The 15,380-nt window shown below is 49.3% G+C and carries 14 protein-coding genes and 2 pseudogenes; 9 read left to right on the plus strand and 7 right to left on the minus strand.

Going from position 1 to position 15,380, the window contains the following annotated elements; all coding sequences use genetic code 11:
• The first annotated feature begins 828 nt into the window (after positions 1–828).
• The 7 genes and pseudogenes from FEE96_RS22705 (at position 829) to FEE96_RS22740 (ending at position 6,684) form a co-directional block, all read left to right on the plus strand.
• Positions 829–2,316 (plus strand): FAD-binding oxidoreductase, encoded by a 1,488-nt coding sequence (locus FEE96_RS22705; protein ID WP_138165425.1) that lies wholly within the window; start codon positions 829–831, stop codon positions 2,314–2,316.
• Positions 2,313–2,720 carry a DUF4383 domain-containing protein gene (locus FEE96_RS22710; RefSeq protein ID WP_138165426.1) on the plus strand — a complete coding sequence of 136 codons (408 nt, stop codon included), beginning with the start codon at positions 2,313–2,315 and terminating at the stop codon, positions 2,718–2,720. Before FEE96_RS22705 ends, FEE96_RS22710 begins: the two co-directional genes overlap by 4 nt.
• On the plus strand, positions 2,717–3,769 hold the full coding sequence (locus FEE96_RS22715; protein ID WP_138165427.1) for a hypothetical protein: 1,053 nt from the start codon (positions 2,717–2,719) through the stop codon (positions 3,767–3,769). The genes FEE96_RS22710 and FEE96_RS22715 overlap by 4 nt, the downstream gene beginning before the upstream one ends.
• A complete protein-coding gene (locus tag FEE96_RS22720; RefSeq protein ID WP_138165428.1) occupies positions 3,759–4,067 on the plus strand; it encodes a hypothetical protein in 309 nt (102 codons plus the stop codon). The genes FEE96_RS22715 and FEE96_RS22720 overlap by 11 nt, the downstream gene beginning before the upstream one ends.
• A 540-nt stretch (positions 4,068–4,607) precedes the next feature.
• Entirely contained in the window at positions 4,608–5,228 is a 621-nt protein-coding gene (locus FEE96_RS22725; RefSeq protein WP_138165429.1) for a tyrosine-type recombinase/integrase, read from the plus strand.
• Positions 5,229–5,676: 448 nt separating this feature from the next.
• Positions 5,677–5,852: pseudogene (locus FEE96_RS22735) on the plus strand (integrase core domain-containing protein); the annotation flags it as partial.
• Between the two features lie 67 nt (positions 5,853–5,919).
• On the plus strand, positions 5,920–6,684 hold the full coding sequence (locus FEE96_RS22740; RefSeq protein WP_138165431.1) for a TylF/MycF/NovP-related O-methyltransferase: 765 nt from the start codon (positions 5,920–5,922) through the stop codon (positions 6,682–6,684).
• Between the two features lie 4 nt (positions 6,685–6,688).
• Here FEE96_RS22740 and FEE96_RS22745 read toward each other — a convergent pair whose 3' ends face one another.
• The 3 genes and pseudogenes from FEE96_RS22745 to FEE96_RS22760 form a co-directional block, all read right to left on the minus strand.
• On the minus strand, positions 6,689–7,918 hold the full coding sequence (locus tag FEE96_RS22745) for a class I SAM-dependent methyltransferase (protein WP_138165432.1): 1,230 nt from the start codon (positions 7,916–7,918) through the stop codon (positions 6,689–6,691).
• Between the two features lie 327 nt (positions 7,919–8,245).
• A complete protein-coding gene (locus tag FEE96_RS22755) occupies positions 8,246–8,572 on the minus strand; it encodes a hypothetical protein (protein WP_212744818.1) in 327 nt (108 codons plus the stop codon).
• Positions 8,569–8,829 (minus strand): annotated as a pseudogene (locus tag FEE96_RS22760) (transposase); the annotation flags it as partial. The gene FEE96_RS22755 and the pseudogene FEE96_RS22760, both read right to left, overlap by 4 nt.
• Positions 8,830–9,101: 272 nt before the next feature.
• On the opposite strand from FEE96_RS22760, the gene FEE96_RS22765 reads away from it, so the two are divergent.
• Both FEE96_RS22765 and FEE96_RS22770 read left to right on the plus strand, forming a co-directional pair.
• Positions 9,102–9,287, plus strand: coding sequence for a helix-turn-helix transcriptional regulator (locus FEE96_RS22765; protein ID WP_212744820.1), 186 nt, complete (start codon positions 9,102–9,104; stop codon positions 9,285–9,287).
• A 106-nt stretch (positions 9,288–9,393) separates the two neighbouring features.
• Positions 9,394–9,735, plus strand: coding sequence for a hypothetical protein (locus FEE96_RS22770; RefSeq protein WP_138165436.1), 342 nt, complete (start codon positions 9,394–9,396; stop codon positions 9,733–9,735).
• Between the two features lie 826 nt (positions 9,736–10,561).
• Here the strand turns inward: FEE96_RS22770 and FEE96_RS22775 are convergent.
• The 4 genes from FEE96_RS22775 to FEE96_RS22790 all read right to left on the minus strand — a co-directional run bounded on the left by FEE96_RS22775 (position 10,562) and on the right by FEE96_RS22790 (position 15,282).
• Positions 10,562–11,680 carry a Hint domain-containing protein gene (locus FEE96_RS22775; protein ID WP_138165437.1) on the minus strand — a complete coding sequence of 373 codons (1,119 nt, stop codon included), beginning with the start codon at positions 11,678–11,680 and terminating at the stop codon, positions 10,562–10,564.
• 224 nt (positions 11,681–11,904) lie between these two features.
• Entirely contained in the window at positions 11,905–12,558 is a 654-nt protein-coding gene (locus tag FEE96_RS22780) for a response regulator (RefSeq protein ID WP_138165438.1), read from the minus strand.
• Between the two features lie 643 nt (positions 12,559–13,201).
• Positions 13,202–14,650, minus strand: coding sequence for a hypothetical protein (locus FEE96_RS22785; protein ID WP_138165439.1), 1,449 nt, complete (start codon positions 14,648–14,650; stop codon positions 13,202–13,204).
• The gene (locus tag FEE96_RS22790) at positions 14,647–15,282 is read right to left on the minus strand and encodes a hypothetical protein (protein ID WP_138165440.1); all 636 of its coding nucleotides are present in this window, start codon (positions 15,280–15,282) and stop codon (positions 14,647–14,649) included. The genes FEE96_RS22785 and FEE96_RS22790 overlap by 4 nt, the downstream gene beginning before the upstream one ends.
• Between the last annotated feature and the right edge of the window lie 98 nt (positions 15,283–15,380).

Raw genomic sequence — 15,380 nt, forward strand, 5'->3', positions numbered from 1 at the left:
AAACTGGCCAAGATCTTTCCTGCACCGCAGCAAACGAGCGAAGCCTGAAAAGAAAGGCGCTCGCGCGACGTTCAGTCCCTCATTTTCTGCGCCAGCAACACGATGTTTTTCCACAGAATCGGCCCAAGGCTACCGTTGGTGACCACTCTGACGAATGGCTGGTGTCTGTATCCTAGACATCAGTTCAAAGCTGAATTGAAAGGCTCTATTCCAAGGTGTTTTTGTAGATCACGCCATCTTTCGTGATGAGGTCGAAGTTTTCTGCTGGATCAGCAACAATGGATGACGGCTCAATTGGTTCAGCAGGCGTTGGTGTGATGCATAGCGAATGACAGTTTGCAGCCGATTGTGTTGAAAAACTCCGGTTTGCGAAAATGTTGATTTTCCACCGACTTCTGGTGGCGCGCGAAAGTCAGACTGGAATACGGCTCCGAGAACGTGAAGGGGCACAGCAAGGCCAAAGATCAGTTTTGGCCGCCCCCTCGCCAAAATAAACTACTCGACCTGTGTGGCCAAAAATGATCCCGACTTGAGCCAAAAACAGAGTTTTTCAACACAATCAGCCCTTTGTAGCAAGATCAAATTTCGCAGTGCAGATTACGCCTTGCTGCCGTTCGAAGGGAGTGCCGATATTAAAAAACTGCCTAGAAACAAAGTGGAGAAGGACCTCAAGTTCATTCCAAGTGTCCGACATGTCGACGTCGACCGTGGATTTCATGACTTGTCGGCTCAAAGCAATTGGCCAATATTGTATAAATTGTATCCTTGTTACCTACATGGAAACTCATTCGGTCGTTATTTGAAGTTCGACTGTTGAATGGAGACTAGATGAAAAAGTTTGCCCGCCGAGCTTTCCTGCTCGGATCTGGTGGAGCAGCAGGATGGGTCGCGGCCAACCAGTTTAGTGTTAAGCAACCTGTGTTTGATGGGGTCAAACGGATTATGCCCTCATCGGGAAGTGGTATCCTCAACGATGCTAGCGGTCTTTCTGCAACACCTGTTCATAAGCATATCGTGATTAAAGAGGACCCAGGCGAAGCCCTGATCCAGATAGTGCGCAAAGAGATGCGTGAGGCGAAGGCAGATGGACGACCCTTCAACATTGGCGCTGCGCGTCATTCCATGGGTGGTCAAGCCATTCCAAGGAATGGAAACGCAATGACTTTCGATAACGGCGTGATCGATCCGGACACGGACGCAGGCGTGTATCGTGTCCATGCTGGCGCGCGCTGGTCCCAGGTGATTTCCGCCCTTGATCCGATTGGCTATTCGCCCAAAGTTATGCAATCGAACAACGATTTTGGAGTTGCTGCGACCTACAGCGTGAACGCGCATGGGTGGCCAGTACCCTATGGCCCAATGGGGTCGACGGTGCGTTCCCTCAACATGGTCTTGCCATCCGGAGAACTTGTGACCTGTTCACGGACGGAAAACTCCGAGCTATTTGGGCTTGCTATGGGCGGCTACGGCTTGATTGGCTCGATCGTGGATCTGGAAGTAGAGATGGAGACCAATGCACGGCTCTATCCTCTCTATGAAATCATGCCGGCAGACGAATTTAGCAGGGCCTACCAGGCTGCCCTGCAGGATTCGGAAGTCACAATGGCCTATGGGCGCCTCAATGTGGAACGTTCTGCATTTTTTGAGGAGGCATTACTGGTTACTTATCGGAAAACAACAGATCAGGAAAACCTTCCGCCAGTGGGCGGATCAGGTTGGATGTCAATATTGGCAAGCCGTATCTACCGGGCCCAGCTCGGTAATGAGCCGATGAAGGATTTCCGCTGGTGGAACGAGACAGTCATCGGACCAAGCCTCGGTGGTGGAGATGTTACACGTAACGGACTGATGAACGAGCCTGTAAAAACGCTTGATGACCGAAACCCAGACCGGACTGACATACTCCATGAGTATTTTGTTGATTTCGATAGCTTCAATGAGTTTCTGACGGTTTGCAAAGAGGTCATCCCAGCTTCTTACCAGGAGTTTTTGAATGTCACTTTGCGCTATGTGGCAGCTGATGCGGAAAGCACCCTGTCTTATGCGCCTAAACCGCGCGTTGCGGCGGTCATGTCCTTCAGCCAAGAATTAACAGAGCGCGCAGAAGCCGACATGGCACGGATGACTGAGATATTGATCGGTAGAATAGTGGCTATTGGCGGCACTTTTTACCTGCCGTACCGCCCACACGCACGGGTCGACCAATTGGTAGCTGCATATCCGCAGGTGCCTGCTTTCGTGGATGCCAAACGCCGCATAGACCCTGACCTCATCCTGCGGAATAATTTTTGGGACACATATTTGAGAGTGCTATGAGCCAACTTCAGAAAATCTCAATTAGCTATTTCGTAGCTCTGATGATCGCAGCCTCGATCAACTACATTCCCGGTTTGACCGACGAAAATGGACTGGCCTTTGGCATCTTCGCTTTGGATTTATACGACGATTCTTTACATGTGGCTTCGGCTCTCTGGGCGTTAATCGCGGGTCTGATGTCGCGCAACGCAGCGAGGATCTTCCTTGTCCTTTTCGGTGCAGCATACTTGGGTGACGGCATCTTTGGTTTCTTCACAGGTTATGGTTTTCTGGATATGGGCATCTTCACGAATGCCTCTCTGGGCATGGAACTGTCGCTTGGACGCAGTCTTGCGAACCTACCACATCTGGCACTTGGTGGATTTGCGCTTGTTTCGGGCCTCTTCATCGAGCGACGGGCGTGAACGTCCTTTGGCGTTGGACAAAGCGCGGCCTGCTGGCCTTAGCCTTGCTGGCGATGGTTCTGGCCGTTCCAATTGTCTACGTGGAAACAAGCTGCCAGGGGGAGGCGCTTGGGGAAGAATATGCCTCCTTGATCCCGGTTGAATACCACCGAATAGAATCCCGAACCTTTATGACCTACCCGGAGTGGCACATCGTCCACGCTTATGACGATTACGGAAGAGTAATCCAGAACGGTGATCCGCATGAGTATGGATATTTGAGCGGCATTGTCGGCTACTGGTCTTCGCTTTGCGCGCTTACGGAAAAGTCAGCCGCACATGGCGGGATCGACAGTGCAACCAAACAGATGGTCTATGTAATCGGATCAAGCTTTACGCTCGAACTCGCGTTGAAGGCGGCATACGAAGAAACGATTGGTCGAGTGACAACATGGATGCGTGGTGCCGAGCGGGCAGCCACAGATGAACTTTCTGCTGAGCAAGCGGCTGCATATGCTCTCTTTTTGCAGCAAGTGCCGTGGTATAAGTGGGACTTTCGGGAAGATGCTGAGGCACTGTCTGCAGTGGACGGCAGGACTGTTCGTGATACGGAGCGCAAGCTGGCACTTGGCCTCGAGTATCAGGCAAAGGCGGCTTACGCGAATGTGATTGCGTCTGCTGTTGCACAAACTGGCGGGGACGAACTGACTCTGCGGATGGTGTTGACCGGCACTGATCCCGTCAAACTCGCAACTTTCAAAGACGTGAAGCTCATCAAGGTGCTGCCAGATGGTATTGTCATCGAAACCCCGCGCTACCGGGCTCTCACGGCTATCCTTGTCAGAATGGCCCAGGAGGGAATTGAGTTCGTCGAGATTGCTGGAAATGACGACATCCTGTTCACAGCGCTCTCTCCTAATCCTTCCAATACTCCAGCGCTCTACAGCTTCGCTCGGCAGGGATATGGTGATTATCGCCACCTGATTTCGGTGAAGGTTAGCGAGTTGGCAGATGTATTGCGGGGACTGGATGAAGCCGGTCTGCGACTAGAGCACATCCATGACTATTAAGCAGATCCTGTTGGCTGTGCCACTCCTGGGATTAGGCTGGCTTTGTATACTTTTGGCGGTCAGTTTGATGACTGATGCGGCACCTGCCTATGTCGTGTTGCTGCCGTCTGCTGAGTTTGTGGATCAGCTCGATCCGGATATGTCTATCCTTGCCGTTGGTCCGATTAGCATCACACTTGCTGCAGACAGCCCCCGCGTTGCGGCGCGCCTTTATAATGCAGGAGCCCGAGTTGTTTTGCCCGCAGGTTTACCGGGTTGCCTGCCAGCACCCGTCATCCCCAATGAGATTGGCAACTAGAGCAAAACACCTGTATTTCTCTGTCTGACCTCTAAAATCACGATGTAACTTTGCCAGCGAACAGACGTCCGCTTTGTCGTCTACGAACCATGCGCATGGCACCTGTGATGAAGGTCTCTTCCGGCCTTGGTCTCCTAATTGCCATCAATGGGTTTGCGCTTTCCTAGCAATAGGGGCGGACCCTTTCAAAGGGGGAGGCTCACCAAATTCAAACCGCTATCAATAATGCGAGGGACAGTGCAGGGGCGGGGCGACATGTAAACTTCACATCTTATTCGGCACACCTAGACCCCCTTTGGGACTCAAAAACTCTGCCGACGCACAGAAAAGCCGCCCAAGGCGACTTAATCAAAGCAACCTAATGTATGGTGGCGGAGACGAAGCCCGCAATGAAGAACATGCGATCAAACGCATTCGGAACTCTATCCTTTTGCAAATAGGCGAAACTTAAAATTACCTTCATCAACGTGTCGTGTAATCTTGTGCAATCATATGCAGCCAGTTACCCTGTTTATGTGGGGTAAGTTGTTGGGTAGCTAGATGCCAAAAGTCACAGATGAACTTTCCGCCTTGGATGTGAAGCACCTTGTGCACCCCGGCGGGAGTCGAAACGTGCTGATTTCGGTGGGCGGTGTTCCCGGCCTTCACCTGCAGTTGACCCCCAAGCGGGGACGTTCTTGGGTGCTGCGAGTGAAGGTTGGGGACGCGCGCCGCGATATTGGGTTAGGTGGTTTCCCTGCTGTCACGCTCTCCCAAGCCCGTGAAAAGGCCCGTGACGCTCGCGACAAGATTAGCCAGGATATTGACCCCATAGAAGAGGACAAAGCCGCCAAGGCCGCGCTTGCAGCGGCCCAGCGTCGCGGCTTGACTTTTGCGGATGCAGTTGACAATTATCTTTCCGCCAAGCTGGGCGCCTTCAAAAATGCGAAGCACCGCCAGCAATGGCAGAACACGCTTGAAACCTACGCCAAGCCCGCCTTTGGAAAGATGCTGGTGCAAGACATCGCCGTGCAAGACGTGCTTGGCGTGCTGCAACCCATTTGGACAGAGAAGACCGAAACCGCATCTCGCCTTCGGGGCGCATCGAGGCCGTTCTGTCTTGGGCAACCGTGGCAGGGCATCGCACGGGCGACAACCCGGCGCGTTGGGCAGGTAATTTGAAAGAACTTCTGCCTGCAACTTATCTCACTGACCGCCAAATTGGTGAACGTTACAACGTCCACCATCTCACCCCACGCCGGTGGCTTAAGACTGACCCGACGTTTCCCAGGCCGATCCGCCTGACCCCCGGCTGCACACGCTGGAAGTTGTCGGATATTGAAGCTTGGGAAACTGCCAAAGCTGACTTCGCATAACGAAAAACCGCCACCCTCGGAATGGGCGGCGGCTCTATTCGATGCGACTTTAGCAGTTGTAACTATATCCCCGATCCGTTCCGGTTTCAATTCAGGAAACCGAACTATGACTTCATCAAAAAAGACTACTACGATCCGCCCGCCATAAAACGCTCTGCGCGTAAAATCTTGGCGAGACCTGCCGGCGAACGCCGCGCCAGTACGTTACAAGATCACAGGATTTGATGGCCGTTCGCATGAGATCATCATAGCTAAACGCTTACATCGAGCGCTACAACCGAACGGTCCGCCACGAGTGGTTGGATCAGAATATTTTGAAACAATTGAGGAGGCATTGGAGCAAGCCACTGATTGGCTGTGGACATATAATAACGACCGACCCAATATGGCTTTGGGTGGCATCACACCCGCAATGAAACTTGCCGCGTAATTCTATGAGCGAACCCTGCCAAAAATGGGGGTATTACCGAGCGTGTTAGCTAATAGGACTTCACTCTATGCCCAACGAACCACAGTTCTACGATCAAGATGGTCTTCGTAGCTTGCATAACCACGATTTCATGCAGGATTCTAAGTTCATTAAAGCTTATGATCGTGGTGTTAAGGCTGCGGGCGGGTTGAATTATAATTGGCACTGGCGAGTACATACGTGTTTGTGGGCCGCACGGCATGCGTATCATGTTGAAGGTGATTATGTCGAGTGCGGTGTGAACGTTGGTTTCATGGGATCCGCTATTATGACGGATCTTAATTGGAACGAAACGTCCAGAAAGTATTACTTGCTTGACACCTATTGCGGTGCTGACGAACAGCAGTTGCTGGAAGAGGAGGTTCTGGAAGGCTTCATTGACAAAAATAAGGACATGTTAAGTTCTGGTTTTTACGTGAGTAACGCAGAACAAGTTAGAGAAAATTTTAAAGAATGGGCGGGTGCCGTAATTGTGGAAGGTCGTGTGCCGGAAACGCTGACGCAAATAAGCTCTGATAAAGTAGCCTTTCTCCACATTGACATGAACAATGCGACACCAGAGGTTGCTGCATTGGAATACCTTTGGCCAAAACTTTCAGACGGCGCGATGGTGCTGCTTGATGACTACGCATACTATGGCTATCACCATCAAAAATATGCGATGGATAGCCTAACAGAGAAATGGGGAGTCTCAATTCTTAGCCTGCCGACAGGTCAAGGCTTACTTGTGAAACCCCCCCAAAAAAGAAACCTACTTTCGAAAATATTTTCAGGAAGACTCATTGGCTCGTAAATCGTTACGAGCGTAAGTACCGCTTAATCTTTTCCAAAATTGACATAGTTTTTTCAGTTTTCATAGACGCTTCACATGTGCGTTCATACAACTCTTCTACGTAACCTGTTCGCAGCCAATAAGGCGATCGTGCAATGCTCTGGAATCCACCAATTTCGTCGATTAGATCCATAACCCTTAGATGGTGACCGTCTTCTGAAAAGGGTAAAAGGTGCTCGTGATTGACGCTTAAAAACTTTGCACTTAACTTCGACGATTTCATTTCTTCTAAATAGGGTGTAGCTTTTTCGCGATGTATTTCAGGGAAAGAATCTAAGTTCACAAACATATCGACGTTTTGAAAATCACCCTGCTGCAAAGACGTACCTGGTAAAATAGAAATCTTGTGTTGTAGTGGGCTATTTTCACCGAAGAGTTCAATATTTTTTTCGCCTGTAGATTTCAATAGGAACCAACCCGCTAACAGATTGGTAATGGGCAAATCATATATCCGGTAGTAGCATGGGCGGGCTTGTAAACAATAGTCAGCAATTAAACCAAGCCCACCGCCTATTTCTACGATTGAAGGCGTTCCCGTATCCTTTGGCGTGAGGTTAAGTATACGGTTTGCCACATAAGCCGCGTTTATATGCCTGTAATGTATTAGTCTGTCATCGATTGATAACCCGAACGTAGGCAGAGCAACTTCACGTCTAGCGATGGGAAATCCAATTTTCGATTCTATTTTCGACAGAAGTTCGGCGGGATCATTTTCTTTTAGATTAGAGCCCCAATTTCCCGACGGACCGTTTTCAACACCTTCAACTGGTAAAATTCCAAGTGATACGGCAAAGGTAACTAGCTTATCCCAATAAAGATGCGAGGCAAATTCTTCAGTTGGCTCCCAGTGACAATAACCATCCAAACCTAAGTTTATGCCCCCAAACCAAGTATAATTTTTGCCAAATTCCCTAAGTTCTTTTGCAAGATCATTTGCATTTCTATCTTGAATTGCGGTCCAAAGAGGGTTCATGTGGTCACGTAAAATTGCATTCCACAGGTCAACGTTATCGATTTTTTCCGAATTGTTAATGGCTAAACTTGACTCAAACTCCATAGTATGATCATAGGCTTTCAACAAACGCTCTGCGAGTTGAGCGTCCTTTATGTCAGGTATTGGTAGATCAGAAGCCCAGCTGATGGAGGAATAAGGTAAGCTGGGATCCTGGAAAAAGGCACGATCAAAAGTATACATGTAAGAGATTTCTATTCAAATTTATAACGCCTATTTAAGATAGTTAGGGTAGATTACGTGTTCATTAAAAATCATGACAGATTCACAGATGAAGCGTAACGTTCCGTTGCTGATGTGCTAAGAGCAATGGTGACAAAACCTCAGGAACAGGAACGTTACCATGCTTGCTTACCTTGATTTACAGATCAGTGAAAGAGAAGAAATCTGTCGAGGTCTTTCTGCGCGTGAAAGCATCACGTCGATTGTCCGCCGTTTGGGACGCAGTCGCAAGACGATTAGAGCAGTTTCCTACCACATAGTATCTGCCTCATAGCCGCATGATGTGAATTAGTTTCTTGCATTGAATGGTGTGACGATATCGATAGCTTGGGCTATTGCGTCGTCCAGCGCTTCTTTTGTGCGTGCTGACGTCTTGCGTAAAAATGCTTTGATTTGGCTGAACGGATATCTCCCAAGTAATTTGATGATGTGTGGGCTTTGAAGGATTGTGCCGGTGTTTTCAAGGTTGCCAGCGTAGTGTCCAACAAAACCGGCGATTTTGAAGGAGTCGCGGGTTTCATCCACGCGATTTTGCTGATTTTTTGCCCGTTTGGGTGCCTTCAATTCACAGTTCTGGAGCCGCATTTGTTTGGGTTCCAGTCGGTTGGACGTCATGCAGGCCTCGGCGACAGCTTGATGTTGCGGATGGCGGCGATGATTTGCCCAAATACCTTGCCGTTCACCGCCACTTCGGCGAGTTGGAAGGTGATCTTGCGTGCATGGCGCACGACCCTTGCACAAATTTTGATAAGTCGGCTTTGGATGCTGGTGAGCGACCAGTCAGCAATCTCTTCCGGGAGGTCCACGCCCTGAAAAAAGACGCCGAGGTTGTAAGCCAAAATGTCTGTTGCCCAGCTTGCGCTGTTGGAAGCGGTCGAAACCGCCCCTTCTTTGTGGCGTCAAGGCCAAGGGCAAGTGCGGGAGTACCTAGGGGAAATCCGGCGCCGCGAAGCTGGTGGCCCCCTGCAAGCCAGATATCATGCACTGTTTCCGGCGAAACCGCTTAAGCAGTTCACGTGGTGTTGGAAAGCCGGATAGGCTGAAAGGCGATTTTTGAAACCAGCTTAAGCGGTTGATTTCAAATCTATATCTATACAAGCCACTGCAACAGAATGCATCCCATAGAAAACCTATGGAGGTGCAAATGCTTGCAACTTATCTCACTGACCGCCAAATTGGCGAACGTTACAACGTCCACCATCTCACCCCACGCCGGTGGCTTAAGACTGACCCGACGTTTCCCAGGCCGATCCGCCTGACCCCCGGCTGCACACGCTGGAAGTTGTCGGATATTGAGGCTTGGGAAACTGCCAAAGCTAACTTCGCATAACGAAAAACCGCCACCTTCGGAATGGGCGGCGGCTCTATTCGATGCGACTGTAGCAGTTGCAACTATATCCCCGATCCGTTCCGGTTTCAATTCAGGAAACCGAACTATGACTTCATCAAAAAAGACTACTACGATCCGCCCGCCACAAAACGCTCTGCGCGTAAAAGCTTGGCGAGACCTGCCGACGAACGCCGCGCCAGCACGTTACAAGATCATAGGATTTGATGGCCGTTCGCATGAGATCATCATAGCAAAAGGCAACCGCATCATTCTAGACGCTCTGGTGAACCAGCCGGTCTATTGCGCCAGCCCGGTGCGGATAGACGCGCTGGAATACAATTCTCGTTGGGGCATGTACCGCATTCGCTTTACCGACAAAGACTTTAAGGCGCACCAAGGCTTATTCCGTGACCTTACCGAACGTGCGCGGATTGCACGCGTCGGATAACTTATGACTATGACGCCCTGACAGATCCGCGCCCACATCAAGCCAATGCCTGAATACCTGCCGCTCACCAAGGCACTTGTGCAGGCAATAGGTGTGGGCGTCGGGTATGACCAAGCTTGGTATCGCTCGCAAAAAAGTACACTGGCTGGGATGGTTGGCTGAATACTAAAACCCCGGTGCATATGGTCGTTCAGACGCAGCACAGCGAAACGGCTAGTACATCTCCAACCACAACCAATACGCTCTAATGCGTCAGCGTGCTATAAGACGCTGTATATAAAGACGTCACAGCAACAAAAGCTAAAGGCCCAAGCCAATGCGCTGCCCCACCAACCTTTCTGAGCTGGGAAAAGATCGAAGTTGCCATTTGTGATTTCGAGAACGACCGTTTCAAAGATTTCGTATCAAACCAGCAAGTTAACAAATTCAAAATGGCGGTCAAATTGGGGGGCGTCAAGACGGCAATAAGCCCTAACCATATGTATTAATTGAGAAAATTTAGGGTTTCTGGCGGAGACGAAGTCCGCCGATAGAACTCCTTAATTAGGTGTTTTATAACAGTAAAATCAAGATGCGCCGCAGGAATACCTCATAAAGTACCACATCAAATCTCAGCTTGGTCCAGTTCTGTACTAGGCGCCCCATAATCACATGAAACTACGTTAATCCGATTTTGCTACGTCTATCCATTTCAGCACCTCAAGCGCACATGGGAATGCAGATTCAACTATTCCAACAATAGCAAATATTTTCAATATGATCTGAATAGCTGTCCGCCCGAGCGCCTATCGCCCCGATGAGCCAAACGTCAACCATACACTAGCTTTCAAACTTGACTACTAAAACGGGACAGATCGTCATATTGGGTTATGGGGATTTCTTCAGCTTGAAGCTGGCGTGTTGTTGACCGTGTTGTAAGCGTCTTTGCATCGGCAACCAATGTGAGTTTTCTGGTTTCGGCTACTGATAGAACTTTTGCTGCCACTGATCCATAAGCCGTTGCCCCCCACTGGACGATGCCTGGAACGACTTCACATATCTCGCGTTGTTGCTCAGCGTCCAAAGTCGACATGCCTTGTTTTCCTGGGAAGAAGCTTTCAACAAGTGTGCCGTTTACTTTCACAATTGAATGGTGCTCCAAAAGGACGGAATAATAGGTAACCTTTCTTTTCCCGATCATCTGGCGCACTCCGGGAAGGTTTATCAAACCCTTTGCAGGTGCCAACACATCACTGGATCCAAATAGCGCTTCAACAACTTGGCCAGTTAGTAGAAACCTATGATGCGGAGAAACAACTAAATCATCATTTGGATTTCCTTCCCCAAGGCATCCAGCTTTGAATAAGATTGGGGCCCGAGTGGAATAGTCCCCATTCTTGGGAAATTGCACTGTTCTGCTCCCGATCCATTTGATGCGACTTTGCTTATGGTTTGACGTCAGCACGTTTTGTCCTGCTCGTAGCTCCTCTACCGGTACAATACCGTGTTCGGTCTCGACTAAGGACCCAAGCGCGAGGCAGGGAAAATCCATGAAGTCAAGATTTCCATCGTTGTCGCCAACAGCTAAGTCTGCATTTTGGTCAGCTTCGGAAAATTGAACAGTTTGGGGGCCAGACGGAACGCCACCAAGATCGATGACGACGCGCATTGAATTGATTACAAGATGTTCATCACCAGCCGAGTGCCCTTGTTCCTCGTCAGGCTGAACATTGATGCGGGGTACAACGATATTGTTGTCGGCATCGAAAATGGTAATCCATTGCCCATTTTCGAACTCCTCTGCACCAGCAGATACTTGCTCGACCAAGATCGTGTACACATCAGAACTGGAGCCAAAGGCTTCTACGTCTTGTAGTGTTATGACGCGTCCCGTTCCATTTCCACTTCCCGATAAGTTGGAGTATGTGCCGATTTGATCGCCTCGAACATTCAAAGAGAATTGCATCTTCTTCTTCCTTTTCCTCCCAGGTTAGCGACCGAGGTGGGGCAAGAATAATACGGAAAGTACTGAGATGACTTGTGAAAACTACCAAATCGACTGCGTATTTGTCGTTGAAAATTCAAATCTGCGCCTTCACCCGGTTAACGAAACAAGTGCTTTGGAATAGAGATTGCATCTGATAACCAATCCGATCGTAAATTCTTGAATGCTGTCATGATCCTACAGTTCTATTCAGCGACACAGGGAGGGTAGTCTAGGGTTTGGGCAAGTGTTTCCAAGCAACGATGACCAGATTTTCTGTAGATGGAATTGCGATGGCTTTCTACCGTTCGCACACTGATAGATAACCGCTGGGCAATTTCTTTTGACTTTGCCCCATCTGAACAGGCTTCAAGCACTTCAATTTCTCGGCGAGAAAGACCAAACAGATTGCCTGTCCTGTGTGCCCGTTGCTGCAGATCAACAATTTGGCTCAGGTATTCAAGGGGAATGCAAGAATACCCCTGAATAATGGATCCGACAACATGTGCAAAATGGCCGCAGGTTGCCTGTTTAGGCATTAGACCAACGGCACCCTTAGCCAAAACATGAAATGCGCTGGCTGGGTCCGCGTCGGACGACATCAGAAGAATTTTAAGGTCTCTGTTTTTTTCCCGAAGCTTTTCAAAGGTTTCCATACCTGTCGGCCGGGTGAGCGAAAGATCCATGATCAACAGGTCCGGATCTTCGCGTCGGCAGGTGTTGAGCGTATCAAATCCGCTGGAGGTCTGGCCTACAATTGTGACCGGGCACTGTTCTTCCAAACAACTGGCGATACCTGTTCGAATAATGTCATGACTATCTGCAACAACGACACGTATTAGTTTCTTATTTTTTGTCATTTACTAGTTCCCCTCTAAGGGGTGCCCCCACAGATTGTTCATTCTAAATCCAATTTTTGAAAACCAGCGTACCGTGATAATGTGCAATTCTAACACCTGTTGCAAAAACCTGTTTTTGCTCAAAACGGTCGTGGGGTGCGCGTTATATGCGACCCTGTTCAAGGGTGGATTTCGATCTTCTGTGAAAGTACCCATGCCCAGTTAAATATCAGATATTTTTGGGGTCATGGGCAGGTTTTCTGCAGATTCTCAACTGACTGAAATTAACTAATTAATATGTGAAGTGCTTCGGATTGAAAGCAGGAAATCACCGTGAAAAGAACAGGCATGGGGGATCGTGTCGTTCGGAACGTGGCTTGATTCGGTTCTTTTGAGAGGTGGTTGAACAGATGGAGGAACCCGTAGCTTGGATACTGCGCGAACTGAAGCCCTGAAATGCAAAAAGCCTGCTCTGAATTCAGAGCAGGCAGATTGTACTTTGGCTGATTTGAAGGAGGTGTCTGAGGTTTAGAAATTCAAAGCTAGGGTCGCTTGGCTAAGCAAGAACATTGCCGCCACCCACCGGCTCCAGCGGCTGTCAGTCCGATGGGGCAAAGACTAACCCTGCTTTAAATTTCAAACTGGACAACTCACGCAGGGCCGCTCATGGGAATATTGGACCGGGAATTGTTCGCCTGACTGCACTGTTAACAAGCTTAGTGGGGTCTCGAAGATTTTGAGCATATCCACTTTTCACGTCTTCGTTGAAATATTTATAGTACGAGTCTGATTTGCGAGCTAGCCCTCCGGTTCGGAACTTGTAGCCACGCGGACCTTGAAAAATTTTGTCGACCGCAAGTCCAGAGCCGTTTTCACGCCAGATCGAGAGATTCGCGTGCTCGTCAAGGTAGCGAGTGCGCTCAAATGGGCTAGCCGTGTCTTGAGAAACCTTCCACTCATAATCTTCGAAGTTTATGTCAACAGATCCATCGCTTGACCTTGAGATGTCGTCTGTTCTGCGATGGCCAACAATTTTGTAGTTCCAGCCAGCATCTTTCAATGAGTTGAGGGCGTCGATATGTTCTAAAATGTCCCGACGCCTAATCTGTTCCTTTGGCTTTTTAGGGTTAGACCGTCCGAACCCCTTCTGGGTAAGGCCCCACAAAACGTTTGCGGCGACACCTTCTTGGTACGTACGCATGCCAATTTCAGCGGTTCCGTTGCCCCATGCAGAAAGAGTTTCGGTCTGGTCACGCATCCCGTTTTCGGAGAAGAGTTTCGAGGCTTCTCGAAAACCTTGAACGGCTAACCCGGCAGCCTGAAAGGTGTGGTCCCCTCCAAAATCTGCCCTGAGCTTGTCCTCGATGGTTTTAACAGATGACTTTTTCCCAAGAAGTGTGCCCAATCCTAACCCAGAACCTGTAAGGGAAGACAAAGACCCGGCCATACCTGTGACTGAACCAAAACCAATCGTTGCCGCCAGCCCCGCACCACCGGATGCCACAAATCCGACGGAAGCAATTACACCAATTATTGCACCCAATAGCGGTGGATCTGGCGGAATTTCAGGTGCGTCCTTTGCGACGTTCAGTGCATTTTGCTGACCCAATTCTACCAGTTGCCGCAGACCGCTTCGAATTTCACCATCGGCATTTCCCATGATCTCCACAAGTTTTTCTTTTTCTTCTGCAGTGATTGGAAATTCTGAATCTTCAACCGCACGAACATAGTCACCTAGCTTTGCCCCAAACGTTGAATAGTCATTGAAAAATTGTTTAGAGCTGGCCAGCAAGTTATCGTCTGACGTAGCAGAATCACCGTTGACGCTTGTGTTGTCGTAAATGTTTCCGGCATCGCTGTAGAGCTCGCCGAGAAGCAATTTCCGATCGGTCAGGTCCTCAGTTTCGCGGCGCTTCGTTTCGTTTACTACATGCAGTTTCAATTCTGGTCCAATTTCGAATCCGCCCCTTAAAACTGATATTTCTTCATTCTTGATGGCCTTACTGAAATTCGTAAAGTCGTAAATGCTTTCTCCATCAGGTAGTTTGTCTTTAATAATTACACCTGAATCTCCCTTTGTCAGAGCGTCCAGCCCAAGGGTTTCACTTGTCAATTCGCGGATGCCCTCCCGATGGGAGCGGCTAAATCCATCAAGTAAGACGAACCGCTCTCTCCCTGGGGTAATCTCTGAAGATTGTGGACGAAGCGCCCTAATCGTTCTGGCTCGGCTTTGGTGAAGTCGACATGAAGTTTACCTTTTTGGTAATTCACAACGCCCTGGTCGACCAGTTCAGACAGTTGGCTGGTGTTCACTTCGGATCCGGGTTCAGAAAGGTAGGTCAAAACGGCAGTTGTCACCGCGCGTTTTCCAGACCCAGTTGCGCCCGTATCTGAAAACTCCAGTCCCTTTTTTTCAAGACTCGTAATCACGGTCTCCCAGTTTCGAAAGCTTTTGTCTGTTGTCAGGACTTCCTCAAACTTCTTCTCATTTGCTGCGTTGATGATATCGCCCGCTAATTTACTCCAGGTCAGGGGAACAGGTTCTTCGGTTGACTCGGGATCTTTTGGTGTGAAGCGATCTTTGTCAGTGGTGGCAGCGTGCGACTGGACTTTGGGCTGCTTGGTTGGTTCTGCGTCAACCTGTTTTTCATCGTTGATCAGTCGTTCCAGATCCTGTTCTGCCTCTTCGACCGAGCTGCCTGATTTGGCTGCGTCATTTGTTTTGATACTGGTTACGTCATTCATTGCGTGGACCTCGCAGGTGAAGCTGAAAATGGGTTTTTCCAACTTCCATCAAAAGCCCTGCGAGGGTGGATCACTTTTTGCAAAACAGTTCTGCGCGT

The organism is Parasedimentitalea maritima (assembly GCF_005771405.1).
Taxonomy (GTDB): domain Bacteria; phylum Pseudomonadota; class Alphaproteobacteria; order Rhodobacterales; family Rhodobacteraceae; genus Parasedimentitalea; species Parasedimentitalea maritima.

Coding starts and splice junctions, on each gene's coding strand:
- FEE96_RS22705 (WP_138165425.1), top strand. CDS start 829: ATGAAAAAGTTTGCCCGCCGAGCTTTCCTGCTCGGATCTGGTGGAGCA.
- FEE96_RS22710 (WP_138165426.1), top strand. CDS start 2,313: ATGAGCCAACTTCAGAAAATCTCAATTAGCTATTTCGTAGCTCTGATG.
- FEE96_RS22720 (WP_138165428.1), top strand. CDS start 3,759: ATGACTATTAAGCAGATCCTGTTGGCTGTGCCACTCCTGGGATTAGGC.
- FEE96_RS22725 (WP_138165429.1), top strand. CDS start 4,608: ATGCCAAAAGTCACAGATGAACTTTCCGCCTTGGATGTGAAGCACCTT.
- FEE96_RS22740 (WP_138165431.1), top strand. CDS start 5,920: ATGCCCAACGAACCACAGTTCTACGATCAAGATGGTCTTCGTAGCTTG.
- FEE96_RS22745 (WP_138165432.1), bottom strand. CDS start 7,918: ATGTATACTTTTGATCGTGCCTTTTTCCAGGATCCCAGCTTACCTTAT.
- FEE96_RS22755 (WP_212744818.1), bottom strand. CDS start 8,572: ATGACGTCCAACCGACTGGAACCCAAACAAATGCGGCTCCAGAACTGT.
- FEE96_RS22765 (WP_212744820.1), top strand. CDS start 9,102: ATGCTTGCAACTTATCTCACTGACCGCCAAATTGGCGAACGTTACAAC.
- FEE96_RS22770 (WP_138165436.1), top strand. CDS start 9,394: ATGACTTCATCAAAAAAGACTACTACGATCCGCCCGCCACAAAACGCT.
- FEE96_RS22775 (WP_138165437.1), bottom strand. CDS start 11,680: ATGCAATTCTCTTTGAATGTTCGAGGCGATCAAATCGGCACATACTCC.
- FEE96_RS22780 (WP_138165438.1), bottom strand. CDS start 12,558: ATGACAAAAAATAAGAAACTAATACGTGTCGTTGTTGCAGATAGTCAT.
- FEE96_RS22790 (WP_138165440.1), bottom strand. CDS start 15,282: ATGAATGACGTAACCAGTATCAAAACAAATGACGCAGCCAAATCAGGC.